Consider the following 16,668-nt stretch of genomic DNA (forward strand, 5'->3'; position numbering starts at 1 on the left):
GCTACGTGGCCGGCCAGGTGGCCCTGCTACGTGGCCGCCGCGACCGGGCCGATCTGCCATGCGGCTCTCGCGGTGCGCATCGCGTCCCGGGCCCGCGTCGCCCCGGCACGGGCTGCCGCCGCTCCGCCGTCGGCCCCGGTGAGCCGGGTACTCCGGCTACTCCGGGTACCGAGGCCCGCGCAGGGGCCGCAGATGCCGGGGCGGGGCACCGGGTCGTGGCACCCGGCGCACTCGGTGTAGCGGGCCGGCGGGGGCGGGGCCGTGGCTCGGTCGGGCGGCATCTTGCGCTGCAGGCGGTGGCGGAGCACCGCCACGGGCGAGTGCATCGGGCTGGGCAGGCCCGGCAGCAGGGCGTGGGCGAGGTCGGCGGGGGTGCTGCCGCGGTCCAGCCACTGGGCGACCAAGGGGGAGAGTTCACGCGCCTCCCGCTCGCCGAGCCGTAGGCGGGGCTCGGGGCGGATCACCCGGAACAGGGTGGCCAGCGCCTCGTGGAGCCGTTTGTCGGGCGCGGCCGGGGGCTGCCGGACGAGCGGCTCCACGGGCTGCTCCTCGGGGCCGTTCCCCCGCCCTCCTGTCCGCGTCCCGGTCCGCTCGGCGGGGAGGGAGGGTTCTTTCACCGGGTTCTTTACCTGGACGTCAGCGCCGCCGGTGGTCGCTCCACCGGGGACCGGACGGGTGGCACCCGGCGGCCCGGCCTGGGCGGCGTCGTAGACGTGGGTCCTGGTGCGGAGGGTGCCGTCGGGCATGCGGATCTTCTCGACCCGGTAGAAGCCGGCCTCGGTCAGCTCCTTCAGGGCCTTGCGGATCGCACCGCGTCCCTGGGGGCTGGTGTCGGCCATGTGCCGGGCGTCCTCGCGCCAGCCGTCGGGCCGGGAGAGGAGGTCGGCGAGCAGGCCGCGGGCGGTGTAGGAGAGCTGCCGGAACTGCAGGACGCCGTTGGGCAGAACCGTGAAGTTGCGGACCTGTTCGGTACGATGGACGTGCATCGGGAGTTTCGGTCTCCTGGTGCCTGACCCCGGGGTGTTGGTAGCACCGCCGGGGTCGTTAATTTTCGGGATGGGCCGGAACGTAGCACACGCACCGATCGAAGATCGACACGATCGTCAAGCGGTCACGATCGCAGGTCGGAGGGGTGCGGGGCGCTCCTGACCGATCGTGAAGTGACAGGTGCGGCGGTCGACTTCGGTCACGGTCCGGGCGGGGCGTGGACGGGGCGAGGCCGGGCGTCGGACGCGGGCGAGGCCGCGTCGCGGACCGGGGTCGGGGTCGGCCCCGGGTGGCGGTGGCCAGGGGTGGCGGAGACCGCGTGGACCTGCGGGACGCGGGTCGAGGTCCGCCATGCGAGCCGTCCCATTGCTATTCGGTCACGGGGTGTCCCAATCGCGGAGAATGCGACGGGATGTCAGGCCGAAACGTGTTGTTCGTGGTCGAGCGCGGCTCTCATAATTCGCTGAACACGCGGACGATTCGTCGTTGACGGCCGATCAGGGGGGCTGGTCGCCGGCCCGCCGCCCCGCGTGCCATCACACGCTCCGTGCTCCCTGGGGGAACTCCCTTGTCCACGCCCGAAGAGGCCGTGCCCGAACCTGCCGCACCCGAACCGGTCGCCACCGCTGTGCCCGAACCCGCCGCGCCGGTCGAGCCTGCCGCGCCGGTCGAGCCCGCTGCGCCCGCTGAGTCGGCCGAGCCCGTTACCGCGGATGTCGCCGCCGAGCCCGTCGCCGCGGATGTCGCCGTAGACGTCACCGCGGAGGCCGCGCCCGGGGCGCCGCGTCCGAGGAAGGGCCTGCCCACCGCCCTCGCGGTGGTCGGCCTGGTCGCCGTGACCGCGCTCAGCGCCACCGTCACCGTGGCGGTCGGCAAGCCGGACCGGTCCGTCGCGGTCGCCGCCCCGGCCGCGTCCTCGGCCGCGCCGAGCCCCACCGCCAGCCCCAGCCCGACCGCCGCCCCCACCCCCACCGCGACCGCGGTGCCGAGCGCGCCGCCCAAGCCGGTCAGCACCCTCAAGGGCAGCGTCTCGGGCGGCAAGCACAGCGGTGACCTGCGGTACTTCCTGGTGCCTGTGCCGGACCTGGCCGACCCGTACGGCTCCCCCGACGGCGCGGAGATGTCGATGGAGGAGATCGCGGCGCAGTACCCCAAGACCACCGACATCAAGGGCGTCCTGGACTCCTGGGGCTTCCAGGAGTCGGTCACCCGCACCTACCGGACCAGGGACGGCAAGATCGAGGTCCGGGCCGAGCTGAAGCGGTTCGCCCGCGCGGACCGGGCCAGGGGATTCGCCGAGAACATCAGCCTCAAGGGCGACAGCTTCGACATCGACGGCGTCGACGGCGCCCGCGGCTACCTCTTCAAGCCCGAACAGCAGGCCTACACCGGCGAGTTGGTCGGCATCGGCTACCAGGGCGACACCGTCTTCGAGGTCAGCGTCGAGGTCAAGGGCGACCCGAACAAGGCCCTGCTCGCCGACGCGATGAAGCGGCAGTTCGACCGGCTCGCCAACGGCTGAGCCGACGTCACCCCTCGAACCCCTTTCTTCCAGGAGCAGGAGCACCTGTTGAGCACCGAGACCGTGGAGCCGGACGCTCCCGAACCGGCCGACCCGCCCCGGCCGGCCGTCCCCCCGCAGCCGACCGCCGCCCCGGCGCCGGCCGCCGAGCCGACCACCGACCCGACCGCTGAGGCCGCCGCCGTCGAGCCCGCCCCCGCCGAGGACGGCACCGCCGAGCAGCCCGCCGAGGACACCGCCGCCCCCGCCGCCAAGCGGAGCCTGAGCACCCGTGCGCTGCTGCTCGCCGCCCTGCTGATCGGCCCGGTGGCCGGCGCCGCGGTCGGGTACGCGGTCCAGGCCGCCCGCCCGGCGACCCCGCTGCCGCCGCTCAAGCCGGTCCAGCTGGCCTACCCGGCCGAGCGGATCGACGCCCAGGCGCTGGCCGATGCCGCCCCCAAGCCGCTGAACATCGACGGCGACCTGCGCGACCTGCTGCTCAAGCGCCCGGACGGCACCAAGGAGTGGGCCGACAACGCCGGCTCCGGCGGCTGGATGGACGCCGCCGAGATGGCCGAGTCCGTCGGCCGCTCCGACCAGGAGTTCCAGGAACTGCTGCGCAGCGGCTTCCGCCGCGCCGCCGTGACCAGCTGGCGCGAGGGCGAGACCGAGTACCGGATCCGTCTGATCCAGTACTTCCCGGACGACGCCGGCGAGGCCGTCTCCGGCGCCCGGCAGGACAGCACCGGCGGCGCCGGCGTCTCCAAGGTCCCGGGCAACGCCGAGGGCACCGTGAAGGTCCTCGACAAGCCGCGGCACTACGCGGACAGCACCAAGGAGTACTACTACGGCGAGGCGCTGGCCCGGAAGGGCACCGTGATCATGGACGTCGAGGTGTACTCGCCGGGCGCGGTGGACCGCGCCAAGCTCGAAGACCTCGCCAAGCGCCAGTGGGAGCGACTCGCGTGACCGACATCGAATCCACCACCCCCGCGCCGGCCGAGCCGGGCACCCCCACCGCTCCCGCGGAGCCGGGCACCCCGCCCGCGCCCGTCGAGGCCGGCGCCCCCGCCGTACCCGTCGACCCGGCCGACCTGCCCGCTCCGGAGGCGTCCGCCGACCTCGGCACCCCGCCCGGACGACCGGCCGGCCGCCCCGGCAGCCGCACCCTGCTGCGCGGCGCCGCGGCCGTCCTGGTCGCCGCCCTGGTCGGTGTCGGCATCGGCGAGGCCGTCCTCGCGATCCACTACGACGAGAACCGCCCGGCGGTCGCGGCCGTGGCCAAGCCCGCGCCGAGCACCCCCGCCGCGCCCGAGTGGGGCGCCCAGTCGAACGGCAACCACTTCGGCCGGCTCCGCGACCTGCTGCTGCCCGTCCCGACCGGCTACACCCTCGGCCCCGACGCCGGCGCCCTGGGCAACGACAGCGAACTCGGCCGCGAGCAGCTCGACAAGCGCATGGAGAAGAACCTGGACGGCGTGCCGAACCAGTACCGCGACCGGGTCAAGGGGGCCTGGGAGGCACTGCACCAGAAGGGCTCCGGCATCCGCACCTACCGCAGCGGCGGCGCCGACCTGCTGGTCGAGATGTACCTGGACCAGTTCAACCAGCAGGCCGTCACCCAGACCACCGAGCTGTACGGCGCGATGGTGGACGACACCGGCGTGTTCCGGCACGGCCCGGCCGTGCCCGGCCACGACGCCGCCCGCTGCGTGCTGCCGCCGCTGCGCGCCGGCGACGAGCTGGACTTCATGCACTGCTTCTCCGCCGAGGGCGACCTGCTGGTGACCATGAACGTCTCCGGCACCGCGCCCCTCAACCAGGACAAGGTCGTCGACCTGTTCCGTCAGCAGCTGGACCGACTGGCCCGACCGGGAGCCTCCGTATGAGCGACGACCGCACCACCCCCGAGCCGGACCGCCCGGAGCAGACCCAGGCCACCCCGGAGCAGGGCACCCCGCAGCGGGCCGATCTGACGAAGGCTCCGACCGTCGACGCCCCGGCCCCCGCTTCCCCGGCCGTGCCGCAGCAGCCGCCCGTCGTGGAGCAGCCGCCCGTCCCGGCCGCCGCGCCCGACCCGTGGGCGCTGCCCGATGCCGCCCTGCCCGGGCAGCTCCCGCCCGGCGACGCCCTCCCGGCCGGCCTGCCGCCCGCGGAGCCGAAGCCGCCGCGCGACCGCAAGAAGCTGATCCGGCTCGGCGCCGCCGCCGCGGTCCTGGTGCTCACCGGCACCGCCACCGCGGTCGCCGTCACCCTGCCCGAGCGCACCGACCTGCCCGGCCTGCAGACCCCGAACGACGGGCGGTACACCTTCCCGGCGCTCGCACTGCCGCCGCTGCCCCAGGGCTCCGCGGCGCCCACCGACAGCAAGAGCCGGCACCACGCCGACCTCCGCGGTCTGCTGCTGCCGGCCCCCCGGGAGGCCCGGCCCGAGCCCACCGCGACCGCCACCGCGACCCCGGCCCAGCCCTCGGCCACGGCCTCGCCCTCCGCGTCGGCCACCGCCACGGAGTCCGCCGGCGCCTCGCCGTCCGCCACCCCCACCCTGCCGCCGGTCCCCGGCCGCTGGGTGCCCTGCGACGGCACGGGCGCCCTGGGCAAGGACGCGGCCGCGATCACCCTCAAGCTGACCGTCAACGCCTGCCGGGCCGCCGCCGCCCAGGGCTGGACCGCCAAGGACGGCACCCGGACCGAGATCCGGCTGCTGCGCTTCGGCTCCTACGCCGAGGCGAACGACGTCTACGGCACGCTCTCCCAGGCCGACGGCACCAAGGACCTGGCCTCGGCCGCCGTCGACCTCCGCAACGAGTACCCCGTCGGCACCGGCAACCTGATGGTCCGCAGCGCCCCCACCGTCGGCAAGGACGGCGACCCGGCCGGCCGGGTCGGCTACCTGCTCGCCGGGGACCTCGTCGCGGTGATCCAGCTCGCCAACCCCGCGGGCGTCCCGATCCAGCCGTTCCGGCAGGTCGTCGCCCTGCAGAGCAGCATGCTCGACGGATGACCCGTCATCCTCCCCGGCCCGTTACCCCCGGGAACGGGCCGGGGAGGTCATCCTGGAGGCGGACCCCGTCCTCCTGGCGGCGGAGCCCCAACTCATCGTCCCAGTGCATTCCGGCCGGGCCCCGCGGCCACTAGCGTGTGCCGGGTGTCCACAGTCATCAAGACGGACGGCCTGACCAAGAAGTTCCCCCGGGTCACCGCGCTCGACGGCCTCACCATCGAGGTGCAGCCCGGCGTGGTAGGCCTGGTCGGTTCGAACGGCGCCGGCAAGTCCACGCTGATCAAGATCCTGCTCGGGCTCGCGCCCGCCACCTCCGGCACCGGCCACGTCCTCGGACTGGACATCGCCACCGAGGGCTCGGCGATCCGCGAGCGTGTCGGCTACATGCCCGAGCACGACTGCCTCCCGCCGGACGTCTCGGCCACCGAGTTCGTCGTCCACATGGCCCGGATGGCCGGCCTCCCGGCCGCGGCCGCCCGTGAACGGACCGCCGACACCCTGCGCCACGTCGGGCTGTACGAGGAGCGCTACCGCCCCATGGGCGGCTACTCCACCGGCATGAAGCAGCGCGTCAAGCTCGCCCAGGCCCTGGTCCACGACCCGCAGCTGGTCCTCCTCGACGAGCCCACCAACGGCCTCGACCCGGTCGGCCGCGACGACATGCTCGACCTGATCCGCCGGGTCCACACCGACTTCGGCATCTCCGTCCTGGTCACCACCCACCTGCTCGGCGAACTCGAGCGCACCTGCGACCACCTCGTCGTCATCGACGGCGGCAAGCTGCTGCGCTCCTCCTCCACCGCCTCCTTCACCGAGGCCACCCACACCCTCGCCGTCGAGGTCACCGACCACCCCGAGGACCACACCCTCGACAGCGGGGAGGCCGTTCGCGAGCGCCTGGCCGCCGCCGGCCTGACGGTCCGTCCCGACGGATCCCGGGTGCTGCTCGTCGAACTCGAGGGCGAGGACACCTACGACACCGTCCGCGACACCGTCGCCGCGCTGGGCCTCGGCCTGGTCCGGCTGGAACAGCGCCGCCACCGCGTCGCCGAGATCTTCACCGACCACGCTCACCAGGCAGGAGGTGCCCCGGATGTCCACGCCTCCGCCCACTGAGACCCACTCCGGCGTCATCCACGACATCGGCTACCGGCCCTACACCGGCCCCCGGCTCGGCCGCCGCTACGCCACCCGCTCCCTCTTCGAGCAGAGCCTGCGCGCCGCCTACGGACTCGGCCGCTCCGGCAAGTCCAAGGTCCTGCCGATGCTCGTCCTGGCGGTCGTCACCGTGCCCGCCCTGATCATGGTCGCCGTCGGCATCATGACCGGCGCCGACAAGCTGCCGCTCGACTACGCCGAGTACCTCAGCATCTTCGGCCTCTTCCCGGCGATCTTCACCGCCGCCCAGGCCCCCGTGCTGATGTCCCGCGACCTGCGGCACAACACCGTCCCGCTGTACTTCTCCCGCCCGATCACCCGCACCGACTACGTCGGCGCCAAGTTCGGCGCGATGGCCGCGGCCCTGCTCCTCCTCATGCTCAGCCCGCTGCTGGTGCTCTACGCCGGCGCCCTGCTCGCCAAGCTCCCGTTCGGCGAGAACACCGAGCACCTCCTCTACGGCGTGGTCGCCGCCCTCCTGTACGCCGTGCTCTACGCCGGCCTCGGCCTCCTGATCGCCGCCGCCACCCCGCGCCGCGGCTTCGGCGTGGCCGCCATCATGGGCGTGCTCACCGTCACCAACATCCTCGCCGCCATCGTCTTCAACCTGATCGGCGGCCTGGGCTACCCGCCGCCGCAGTCCGCCCAGTGGGCCCTGCTGCTCTCGCCCGGCATGCTCGTCGAGGGCTTCGTCAACCAGGTCTTCGACCTCGGCGCCTTCGACCGGCCCGGCCGCGCCCCCGGCGCCCTCGGCGCGGTCGTGTTCGCCGTCGAGACCGTCGCCCTGGTCGCCGCCTCGTACGGGCTGCTGCGCCGCCGCTACCGGAACATCTGAGAGGGCGTCATGGCCGTCATCACCATCGACAAGGTCTCCCGCTGGTTCGGCAACGTGGTCGCCGTCAACGACGTCTCGATGACCATCGGGCCCGGCATCACCGGCCTGCTCGGCCCCAACGGCGCCGGGAAGTCCACCCTCATCCACATGATGAGCGGCTTCCTCGCCCCCTCCTCCGGCGCGGTCACCCTGGACGGCACGCCGATCTGGCGCAACCAGCAGACCTACCGGAACATCGGCCTCGTCCCCGAACGCGAGTCGATGTACGACTACCTCACCGGCTGGGAGTTCGTCCTCGCCAACGCCGAACTCCACGGCCTCGCCGACCCCGGCGCCGCCGCCCGGCGCGCCCTCGCCCTGGTCGAGATGGAGTACGCGCAGGACCGCAAGACCGGCACCTACTCCAAGGGCATGAAGCAGCGCGTCAAGATGGCCTCCGCGCTGGTCCACGAGCCCTCCGTGCTGCTCCTCGACGAGCCCTTCAACGGCATGGACCCGCGCCAGCGGCTCCAGCTCATGGACCTGCTCCGGCGGTTCGGCGAGGACGGCCGCACCGTCCTCTTCTCCTCGCACATCCTGGAGGAGGTCGAACAGCTCGCCCGGCACATCGAGGTCGTCGTCGCCGGCCGGCACGCCGCCTCCGGCGACTTCCGCCGCATCCGCCGCCTGATGACCGACCGGCCGCACCGCTACCTGGTCCGCTCCAGCGACGACCGCCGCCTCGCCGCCGCGCTCATCGCCGACGGCTCCACGGCCGGCATCGAACTGGACTGGAAGGAGAAGGCCCTCCAGATCCAGGCGATCAACTTCCAGGGCTTCACCACCCTGCTCCCCCGGGTCGCCAAGGAGGCCGGCATCCGGCTGTACACCGTCTCCCCGGCGGACGAGTCGCTGGAGAGCGTCTTCTCCTACCTCGTCTCGTCCTGAGCGGCCGAACGCCCCCGACCCCTCGCCCACCCGGAGCTGAGAACCCCATGAACCCCACCGTCGCCAGGCTCACCCTGCGCGGACTGGTCGGCCGCCGCCGAGGCGTCCTGCTGCTGGCCGTACCCGCCGTCCTCCTGGTCATCTCCGTCATCGCCCGCGCCACCAGCACCGACCCGCGCTCACTGACCACCACCATCCTCGGCCAGCTCGCCCTCGGCACCCTGGTGCCCATCCTCGGCCTGGTCGTCGGCACCGGCGTCATCGCCACCGAGATCGACGACGGCTCGATCGTCTACCTGCTCGCCAAGCCCCTGCCCCGCGGACAGATCGTCACCACCAAGCTCTTCGTGGCGATCCTCACCACCTGGGTGTTCTCCGCCGTCCCCACCCTGGCCGCCGGCCTCGTCCTGGTCGGTACCCAGGACGGCATCGCCGCCGGGTACGCCGTCGGCGCCCTCGCCTCCGGCGCCGTCTACAGCGCCGTCTTCCTGCTGCTCGGCGTCGTCACCCGGCACGCCGTGGTCGCCGGACTCGCCTACGCGCTGGTCTGGGAGAGCCTGATCGGCAACTACGTCCCCGGCGCCAAGACCCTCAGCATCCAGCAGTGGGGCCTGTCGGTCGCCGAGAAGGTCGCCGCCGAGGGCGCCCTGGACGCCACCGTCTCCCTCGGCGCCGCCATCCCGATGCTGATCATCGTCGCCGCCGGCGCCACCGCCCTCGCCTCCGTCCGGCTGGCCGGGTTCACCATGACCGCCGAGGAGTGAGGGCCGCCGCCGTCACCGAGGAGTGAGGGCCGCCGGCGTCAGCGAGAAGTGACGGCTGCCGGCGTCACCGAGGAACGCGACCGCGGCCGTCACCCGAGGATGACGGCCGCGGTCGGCTGAGAACGGTCGGGAACGGATCAGAGCGTCCGGTCCCGGCCGGCCCCCCAGCCGGCCACCGCCGCCACCCCCGCCAGCACCAGCATCAGCGACAGGGTCAGCCCCCAACCACCCGTCAGCTGGTGCAGCGCGCCGCCGCCCACCGGGCCCACCGCCGCGACCAGGTACCCCACCGCCTGGCTCATCCCGCCCAGCTGCGCCGCCCCCGCGGCACTGCCCGTCCGCAGCACGATGAAGGCCAGTGCCAGCCCCAGCGAGCCGCCCTGCGCCACGCCCAGTACCCCGGCCGCGATCCACGCCCCGGACACCGGCGCCAGCAGCAGCCAGGCGATGCCCACCCCGTTCAGCAGCGCCATCGACACCGCGAGCGCCCGCTGCCGGGTCATCCGGCCGGCCACCAGCGGCACCAGGAACGCACCCGACACCTGCACCAGGTTGCTGAACGCGAACACCAGGCCCGCCTTGCCCCGGTCCATGCCGTGGTCCGCCAGGATCGTCGGCAGCCACGCCACCAGCGTGTACACCAGCAGCGAGGAGATGCCCATGAACAGGCTGATCCGCCAGGCCAGCGGCGACCGCCACAGACCCTCGATCGCCGGGCTCTCCGGACCCGCCGGGCCGGCCGTGGCCGCCGCAGCTCCGGCCGCCGCAGCACCGGCCGCCGCCGTACGAGGCAGCTGACGCGCCCGCAGCAGCTGCGGCAGCCAGGCCAACCCGGCCACCAGCGCCAGCACCGACCAGGAGCCCAGCGAGGCCTGCCAGCCACCGCCCAGCGCCCGCTCCAGCGGCACCGACAGGCCCGCCGCCAGGGTCGCGCCCACCAGCATCGTGGTCGAGTACACCCCGGTCATCGCCGCCGCCCGGCCCGGGAACTCCCGCTTCACCAGACCCGGCATCGACACGTTCAGCACCGCGATCGCCACACCGATCACCACGCACCCCGCGTACAGCGCCACCGCCGACGGCAGCACCCGCAGCAGCACCCCCGCGCCCAGCGTCAGCACCGCGCCCAGGACCACCCGCTCCGTCCCGAACCGCCGGGTCAGCCGCGGGGTCAGCGGCGCGCCGACACCCTGGAACAGCACCGGCACCGTGGTGATCAGACCGCTCGCCGCCGCCGACAGCCCGAAGGTCCGCTGGATCTCGGCCACCATCGGCGACACCGCCGCCAGGCAGGCCCGCATGTTCAGCGCGACCAGCAGGATGCCGGCCAGCAGCAGAAAGGGGTGCGCGAGCTTCGTACGGGTACTGACCTTCAGGGCGACGGCCGGCTGGGCGGCACGGAGGACCGACATGGCGTGCGGAGGCTCTCTCGGAAGAAGTCGGACGAGGAAGGAGAGGGGAGGGGGAACGGCTACGGACGGACGCGGACCCGCGTCACTTCCGCGCGGCGATGGCGGCGAGCAGCTGCTCCACGGCGGCCGTCGGCCCCGCGAGCAGCTCGCGACACGCCGCCTCGGCCTGGTCCGGGTCCCCGCTCTCGATCGCGTCGACCAGCGCCCGGTGGGTCGTCAGGTTCACCTCGGGCATCTCGTGGTCGCCGAACGACGCCCGCATCGACTCCCGCACCGAGGCCCCGAAGTAGCGGTACACCTCGGCCAGGGCCGGGTTGTGCGCCGCGTCCACCACGGCCGTGTGGAACTCCAGGTCGTGCTCGACCGTGGCCTCCCGGCCGGTCCGCTCCGGGTGGGACGCCATCACCTCGGCCTCGCGGGCCAGCGCGTCCCGCATCCGGGCGATGTCCTCCGGCGTGTGCCGCAGCGCGGCCAGCCGGGCCGCCTCCGCCTCCAGCGCCGCCCGGACCTCCAGCACGTCACGGACGCCCGAGCGCTGGACCCCGCGCAGCACCGCCGCCGGGTCACTGGTGGAGCGGACGAACGTCCCCTCACCCTGCCGGGACACCAGCATCCCCGCGTGCACCAGCACCCGGATCGCCTCGCGCACCGTGTTCCGTCCGACCTGCAGCCGCTCGGCGAGCTCATGCTCGGTCGGGATCCGCGACCCCACCGGCCACACCCCCGCGCCGAGCTGCTCGCGCAGCTGCTCGATCGCCACGTCCACCAGGGAGCGCCGCCCGGCCGCGTGCAGTCCGTCGCCCACCGTGCGCTCCTCCCTGGTCGCGGCCGTGCCCGGCCATGGCTCCGACCGGCCCGGACTCCCCGTCCGCCGGTCATCGGTCATCCTACAACTGATTGCCCGGTCATCCTACAACTGCCGGGCGCGGAACCGACGGGGTGTCGCCTGCGTTTCTCCGGTCGCCCCTGTCACATGTCACTGGAGTCACCCCGCATGGTGTTCAAGAAGCTGCTCGGTGCGCTGGGCGTCGGCGGACCGACCGTCGACACCGTCCTCTCCACCCCCGTCGTGCGGCCCGGCGGCCAGATCCAGGGGCAGGTGAACCTGGTCGGCGGCAAGCAGGACGCCGAGATCACCGGCATCACGCTCACCCTGGTCGCCCGCGTCGAGATCGAGCACGAGGAGGGCGAGAGCAGCGGCCTGTCGCCGTTCGCCCGCTTCTCCGTCACCCCGCCGCTCCGGCTGGCCGAGGGCGAGCAGCGCTCCGTCCCGTTCTCCGTCCAGCTGCCCCACGAGGCGCCGATCACCGTCTTCGACGGCTGGCAGCCGCACGGCATGGCCGTCGGCGTCCGCACCGAGGTCGAGATCGCCGGGGCCCGCGACAAGGGCGACGCCGACCCGCTGGGCATCGCCCCGCTGCCCGTCCAGGAGCGCGTGCTGCAGGCCTTCACCGCCCTCGGCTTCCGCCTGCACAGCGCCGACCTGGAGGCGGGCCACATCCGCGGCAGCGCCCAGAGCCTGCCGTTCTACCAGGAGATCGAGTACGCGGTCCCGTCCCCGTACAGCCACCTCGGGCGGATGGCCGAGATCACCTTCGTCACCACCCCGCAGCAGGTCGAGGTGGTGCTGGAGTTCGACAAGCGGCACGGCGACGTGATCAACCGCCACCTGCTGGACCACTCCGCCGCCGAGCACGACCTCACCCCGGTGGTCGAGGACTGGCTCCGGCACGCCGTCTCCTCCTCGCACGGCCACGGGTACGGCGGGCACGGCCACGGCGGCGCCGGAGTGGCCGCGGGTGTCGCCGCCGGCGCGGTCGCCGGCGTGGTCGGCGGACTGGTCCTCGAGGAACTGGTCGAGGACGTGGTGGAGGACGTCTTCGAGGACGCGGTCGAGGACTTCTTCGAGGACTGACCGCCCGGGAACGGGCCCGGCTGTCGTCGGAACGTGCAAACGGCAGCCCGGCCCGTGACTCCGGAATGATGCCTTTATATGCTCCGCAGAAGCTTTGCGCGTCGGTGCTGCACAGGGTGCGCCATCGAGCTTCGTGTAGCTGCCACCGGCGAAGGGTTGACTCATGGCAGGCCAGAGGGCGGGGGCGTCCGACCAGGACGCTGGCTGGTGGCGTGACGATGCTCCGCGCCGGGGCGGTGGCGGCCCCGGTGCCGCACCGCAGCACGAGGAGGTCCCGCGGCCCCGCCGCAGCACCGACGAGCCCGGCGACGGGTCGCGCAGCGGCGGCCGCGCCGAGGCCCGCCGCTCCCAGCAGGGCAGCGGTGGCGGACGCCGCGGCGGCCAGCCCCCCGCACCCACCGGAGGCAGAGCCGCCGCCCGGGCCGGCCGGCGCAAACCGCGCAGCCGCAAGAAGATCGTCGCCCTGGTGGCCGTCTCCGCCCTCGGCCTGGTGGTCGCCGCCGGCGGCGTCGTCTACTGGCAACTCAACGGCAACATCAAGGTCTTCGACGACGGCGGCGTCAGCAAGGACCGCCCCGACGCCACCGCCCCCGACGCGGAGGGCCGCACCCCCGTCAACCTGCTGCTGATCGGCTCCGACTCCCGCGCCGGCAACAACAAGGACCTCGGCGGCGGCGAGGACGGCGGCGCCCGCTCCGACACCACCATCCTGCTGCACGTCTACGCCGACCACCGGCACGCCGTCGGCGTCTCCTTCCCCCGCGACGCCCTGGTCGACATCCCGCCCTGCAAGCTGCCCAACGGCAAGTGGACCAAGCAGCAGAGCGGCGTCATGTTCAACAGCGCCTTCTCCACCGGCAACACCGAGGAGGGCAACCCGGCCTGCACCCAGAACACCGTCGAGAAGCTCACCGGCATCCGGGTCGACCACACCATGGTGGTCAACTTCGAGGGCTTCGCCTCGATGACCGAGGCCGTCAACGGCGTCAACGTCTGCCTCCCCAACGCCATCTACGAGGGTGACCTCAACCCCAACCTCGGCCGCAAGGGCAAGCAGCTGTACCCCAAGGGCCAGCAGAAGGTCCAGGGCCAGGCCGCCCTCGACTACGTCCGCCTCCGCCACGGCATCGGCGACGGCTCCGACATCGGCCGCATGCGCCGCCAGCAGGCCTTCATGAGCTCCCTCATCAAGGAGGTCAAGGGCGCCGGCATGAACCCCACGACCCTCCTCCCGGTGGCCAACGCCGCCACCAAGGCGCTCACCGTCGACAAGGGCCTCGACTCGGCCAGCAAGCTCATCACCTTCGCGATGTCCCTCAAGAACATCGACCTGCACGACATCAAGTTCCTCACCCCGCCCTGGCGGTACGAGAAGGAGCGGGTCGCCCTGGTCCACCCCGACGTGGACCAGCTCTGGGGCGCCCTCAAGGCCGACCGCACCCTCGACGGCCAGGACGCCAGCGGCGAGGCCACCCCCGACGCCGGTGCCACCACGGCCGCCGCCCCCGCCCCCAGCGCCGCCACCGAGAAGCCCGCCGCCACCCCGGTCAAGGGCGTCGGCATCAAGGTCGGCGTCTACAACGGCACCACCACCAGCGGACTCAGCAGCAAGGCCGCGGACGTCCTCGCCGCCGCCCAGTTCACCGTCACCGCCAAGACCAACGCCGCCCAGCAGAACCACGCCACCACCGTCGTCCAGTACGGACCGGGGGAGAAGGCCAACGCCCAGGCCGTCGCCTCGCTCTTCCCGGGCTCCACCGTCGAGCAGGTCTCCAAGGCCGGCGTGAACCTCGTCCTCGGCAAGGACTACGCCAGCACCAGCGGCGACAGCGCGACCGGCACCGCCGCGGCCGCCCCGAAGGCGCTCCCGTCCTCCGTCGCCAAGGAAGCCCGCTCCGCGGACGACGACCCCTGCTCCAACGTCTCCTACGGCTGACGGCTGGCCGGGCGCTCCGCCGGCTGGTCGCTGGTCGGCTCGTCGGCTGGTCGGATCGGCTGCCGGAACGCCGAGGGCGCGTGGGGGAATCCCTCACGCGCCCCTGGTGACCCGCCCGCCGGCGCTACGCCCCGGCGGTCAGCCCGAAGACCCGCTCCAGTACGACGGCCACGCCGTCCTCGTCATGGCCCGCCGTCACCTCGTCGGCCACCGCGCGGAGTTCCTCGTGCGCCCCCGCCATCGCCACGCCGTACCCCGCCCAGCGGAGCATCGGCACGTCGTTCGGCATGTCCCCGAACGCGATGGTCTCCGCGCCCCGCACGCCCAGCCGCCGGGCGGCGATCGCCAGGCCGGTGGCCTTGGTGAGGCCGAGCGGCAGCAGCTCCACGATGTCGGGACCGGCCAGCACCACGTCCACCAGCCCCCCGGCCACCTGCCGGGCGGCGGCCACCAGGGCCTCGTCCGACAGCTCCGGGTGCTGCAGGTACAGCTTGCTGATCGGCTTCGCCAGCAGGTCCTGACGGTCCGTCCACACCACCGGCAGATCGCTGATCAACCGGTAGCCGGGGCCCGCCAGCACCTCGCCGTCCAGGCCGTCCTGGCTCGCCGCCACGGCGACCGTCCCGACCTCGGCCTCGATCTTGCCCAGGGCGAGCGCGGCCAGCTGCCGGTCGAGGGTCACCGAGGTGAGCAGCCGGTGCGCGCCGGCGTCGTACACCTGGGCGCCCTGACCGCACACCGCTATCCCGGTGTAGCCGATCTGGTCCAGCACCGGCCGCGTCCAGCCGGCCGAGCGGCCGGTCACCACGATGTGCCGGGCACCGAGCGCCTCCACCGCCGCCAGCGCGGCCCGGGTGCGCTCGGACACCGTCTCGGTGGAGGTCAGCAGGGTGCCGTCGAGATCGGTGGCGACCAGCCGGTACGGCAGGCCGCCACCCTCCGGAGCGGGATCGGTCACTTGACGGGTTCCAGCACGGTGCGCCCGCCGAGGAACGGCCGGAGCGCCTCCGGGACGACCACCGAGCCGTCGGCCTGCTGGTGGTTCTCCAGCAGCGCGACGATCACCCGGGGAACGGCGACCAGGGTGCCGTTCAGCGTCGCCAGCGGACGCACCTTGCCCTCCTCGCGCATCCGGATGGACAGACGGCGCGACTGGTACTCGGTGGTGTTCGAGGTCGAGGTGACCTCGCGGTACTTGCCCTGGGTCGGGATCCACGCCTCGATGTCGAACTTCCGGGCCGCGGAGGCACCGAGGTCACCCGAGGCGACGTCGATCACCCGGTACGGCAGCTCCAGCGCGTTCAGGAAGTCCTTCTCCCACTGGAGCAGGCGGCGGTGCTCGGCCTCGGCGTCCTCCGGGGTGGTGAAGACGAACATCTCCACCTTCTCGAACTGGTGGACCCGGATGATGCCGCGGGTGTCCTTGCCGTAGGTGCCCGCCTCACGGCGGAAGCAGGAGGAGTACCCGGCGTACCGCAGCGGCAGCTTCTCGGCGTCCAGGATCTCGTCCATGTGGTACGCCGCGAGCGGGACCTCGCTGGTGCCGACCAGGTAGCGGTCGTCCCCTTCGAGGAAGTACACGTTCTCCGCGGCCTGGCCGAGGAAGCCGGTGCCGTCCATGGCCGCCGGGCGGACCAGGGCCGGGGTGATCATCGGGGTGAAGCCGGCGGCGGTGGCCTGCGCCATCGCCATGTTGACCAGGGCGAGCTCCAGCAGCGCGCCGGGACCGGTCAGGTAGTACGAACGGGCGCCGGCGACCTTGGCGCCACGCTCGGTGTCGATCGCGCCGAGGACCTGGCCCAGCTCGACGTGGTCGCGGGGCTCGAAGCCCTCCGCGGCGAAGTCGCGCGGGGTGCCGACCTCCTCGAGCGTGACGAAGTCCTCCTCGCCACCGACCGGGGCGGCCGGGTCGATGAGGTTGGCGAGCGAGCGGAGCAGGCGCTCCGCCTCCTCCTTGGCCTCGGTCTGCTCGGCGTCGGCGGCCTTGACCGCGGCGGCGAGCTCCTTGGTGCGCTCCAGCAGCGCGGCCTTCTCGTCGCCCTGGGCCTTGGGCACCTGCTTGCCGAGCACCTTCTGCTCGTTGCGCAGTTCGTCGAAGCGACTGCCCGAGGACCGGCGACGCTCGTCGGCGGAGAGGAGGGCGTCGACCAGGTCGACGTCCTCACCACGGGCGCGCTGCGAGGCGCGCACTCGGTCTGGGTCCTCACGGAGCAGGCGAAGGTCAATCAC

Annotated in this window: 15 protein-coding genes; 10 read left to right on the plus strand and 5 right to left on the minus strand. The window is 73.4% G+C overall.

Annotated elements, in window-relative coordinates:
* Nucleotides 1-26: 26 nt before the first annotated feature.
* Entirely contained in the window at nt 27-986 is a 960-nt protein-coding gene (locus tag ABWK59_RS18330) for a hypothetical protein (RefSeq protein WP_354641667.1), read from the minus strand.
* 569 nt (nt 987-1,555) lie between these two features.
* Here ABWK59_RS18330 and ABWK59_RS18335 point away from each other — a divergent pair.
* The 8 genes from ABWK59_RS18335 to ABWK59_RS18370 all read left to right on the plus strand — a co-directional run bounded on the left by ABWK59_RS18335 (nt 1,556) and on the right by ABWK59_RS18370 (nt 9,176).
* Complete coding sequence (locus ABWK59_RS18335; protein ID WP_354641668.1) at nt 1,556-2,509, plus strand: hypothetical protein; 954 nt, start codon at nt 1,556-1,558, stop codon at nt 2,507-2,509.
* A gap of 48 nt (nt 2,510-2,557) precedes the next feature.
* Nucleotides 2,558-3,457, plus strand: coding sequence for a hypothetical protein (locus ABWK59_RS18340; RefSeq protein WP_354641669.1), 900 nt, complete (start codon nt 2,558-2,560; stop codon nt 3,455-3,457).
* A complete protein-coding gene (locus ABWK59_RS18345; RefSeq protein ID WP_354641670.1) occupies nt 3,454-4,377 on the plus strand; it encodes a hypothetical protein in 924 nt (307 codons plus the stop codon). The genes ABWK59_RS18340 and ABWK59_RS18345 overlap by 4 nt, the downstream gene beginning before the upstream one ends.
* Nucleotides 4,374-5,492, plus strand: a complete 1,119-nt coding sequence (locus ABWK59_RS18350) for a hypothetical protein (RefSeq protein ID WP_354641671.1) — start codon at nt 4,374-4,376, stop codon at nt 5,490-5,492. The genes ABWK59_RS18345 and ABWK59_RS18350 overlap by 4 nt, the downstream gene beginning before the upstream one ends.
* 144 nt (nt 5,493-5,636) lie before the next feature.
* A complete protein-coding gene (locus tag ABWK59_RS18355; RefSeq protein ID WP_354641672.1) occupies nt 5,637-6,608 on the plus strand; it encodes an ABC transporter ATP-binding protein in 972 nt (323 codons plus the stop codon).
* A complete protein-coding gene (locus ABWK59_RS18360) occupies nt 6,586-7,485 on the plus strand; it encodes an ABC transporter permease (RefSeq protein WP_354641673.1) in 900 nt (299 codons plus the stop codon). Before ABWK59_RS18355 ends, ABWK59_RS18360 begins: the two co-directional genes overlap by 23 nt.
* A 9-nt stretch (nt 7,486-7,494) precedes the next feature.
* Complete coding sequence (locus tag ABWK59_RS18365; RefSeq protein ID WP_354641674.1) at nt 7,495-8,412, plus strand: ABC transporter ATP-binding protein; 918 nt, start codon at nt 7,495-7,497, stop codon at nt 8,410-8,412.
* A 47-nt stretch (nt 8,413-8,459) separates the two neighbouring features.
* The gene (locus ABWK59_RS18370; RefSeq protein ID WP_354641675.1) at nt 8,460-9,176 is read left to right on the plus strand and encodes an ABC transporter permease; all 717 of its coding nucleotides are present in this window, start codon (nt 8,460-8,462) and stop codon (nt 9,174-9,176) included.
* A gap of 137 nt (nt 9,177-9,313) precedes the next feature.
* On the opposite strand, the gene ABWK59_RS18375 is transcribed toward ABWK59_RS18370, so the two are convergent.
* Together ABWK59_RS18375 and ABWK59_RS18380 are read right to left on the minus strand one after the other, a co-directional pair.
* A complete protein-coding gene (locus tag ABWK59_RS18375) occupies nt 9,314-10,588 on the minus strand; it encodes a CynX/NimT family MFS transporter (RefSeq protein ID WP_354641676.1) in 1,275 nt (424 codons plus the stop codon).
* Nucleotides 10,589-10,670: 82 nt separating this feature from the next.
* Nucleotides 10,671-11,393 carry a FadR/GntR family transcriptional regulator gene (locus ABWK59_RS18380; RefSeq protein WP_354641677.1) on the minus strand — a complete coding sequence of 241 codons (723 nt, stop codon included), beginning with the start codon at nt 11,391-11,393 and terminating at the stop codon, nt 10,671-10,673.
* 189 nt (nt 11,394-11,582) lie between these two features.
* Between ABWK59_RS18380 and ABWK59_RS18385 the strand changes: the two genes are divergently transcribed.
* Both ABWK59_RS18385 and ABWK59_RS18390 read left to right on the plus strand, forming a co-directional pair.
* The gene (locus tag ABWK59_RS18385) at nt 11,583-12,503 is read left to right on the plus strand and encodes a sporulation protein (RefSeq protein ID WP_354641678.1); all 921 of its coding nucleotides are present in this window, start codon (nt 11,583-11,585) and stop codon (nt 12,501-12,503) included.
* A 163-nt stretch (nt 12,504-12,666) separates the two neighbouring features.
* Nucleotides 12,667-14,439 (plus strand): LCP family protein, encoded by a 1,773-nt coding sequence (locus tag ABWK59_RS18390; protein WP_354641679.1) that lies wholly within the window; start codon nt 12,667-12,669, stop codon nt 14,437-14,439.
* 124 nt (nt 14,440-14,563) lie between these two features.
* Here ABWK59_RS18390 and ABWK59_RS18395 read toward each other — a convergent pair whose 3' ends face one another.
* Together ABWK59_RS18395 and serS are read right to left on the minus strand one after the other, a co-directional pair.
* On the minus strand, nt 14,564-15,397 hold the full coding sequence (locus tag ABWK59_RS18395; RefSeq protein ID WP_354641680.1) for an HAD family hydrolase: 834 nt from the start codon (nt 15,395-15,397) through the stop codon (nt 14,564-14,566).
* On the minus strand, nt 15,394-16,668 hold the full coding sequence (gene serS, locus ABWK59_RS18400) for a serine--tRNA ligase (RefSeq protein ID WP_354641681.1): 1,275 nt from the start codon (nt 16,666-16,668) through the stop codon (nt 15,394-15,396). The genes ABWK59_RS18395 and serS overlap by 4 nt, the downstream gene beginning before the upstream one ends.

Origin of the sequence: Kitasatospora sp. HUAS MG31, from assembly GCF_040571325.1 — a bacterium.
Taxonomy (GTDB): domain Bacteria; phylum Actinomycetota; class Actinomycetes; order Streptomycetales; family Streptomycetaceae; genus Kitasatospora; species Kitasatospora camelliae.

Excerpts from the sequence above, each read along its gene's own strand:
- ABWK59_RS18330 (WP_354641667.1), bottom strand. The coding sequence starts at position 986 with ATGCACGTCCATCGTACCGAACAGGTCCGCAACTTCACGGTTCTGCCC.
- ABWK59_RS18350 (WP_354641671.1), top strand. The coding sequence starts at position 4,374 with ATGAGCGACGACCGCACCACCCCCGAGCCGGACCGCCCGGAGCAGACC.
- ABWK59_RS18360 (WP_354641673.1), top strand. The coding sequence starts at position 6,586 with ATGTCCACGCCTCCGCCCACTGAGACCCACTCCGGCGTCATCCACGAC.
- ABWK59_RS18365 (WP_354641674.1), top strand. The coding sequence starts at position 7,495 with ATGGCCGTCATCACCATCGACAAGGTCTCCCGCTGGTTCGGCAACGTG.
- ABWK59_RS18370 (WP_354641675.1), top strand. The coding sequence starts at position 8,460 with ATGAACCCCACCGTCGCCAGGCTCACCCTGCGCGGACTGGTCGGCCGC.
- ABWK59_RS18375 (WP_354641676.1), bottom strand. The coding sequence starts at position 10,588 with ATGTCGGTCCTCCGTGCCGCCCAGCCGGCCGTCGCCCTGAAGGTCAGT.
- ABWK59_RS18385 (WP_354641678.1), top strand. The coding sequence starts at position 11,583 with ATGGTGTTCAAGAAGCTGCTCGGTGCGCTGGGCGTCGGCGGACCGACC.
- ABWK59_RS18390 (WP_354641679.1), top strand. The coding sequence starts at position 12,667 with ATGGCAGGCCAGAGGGCGGGGGCGTCCGACCAGGACGCTGGCTGGTGG.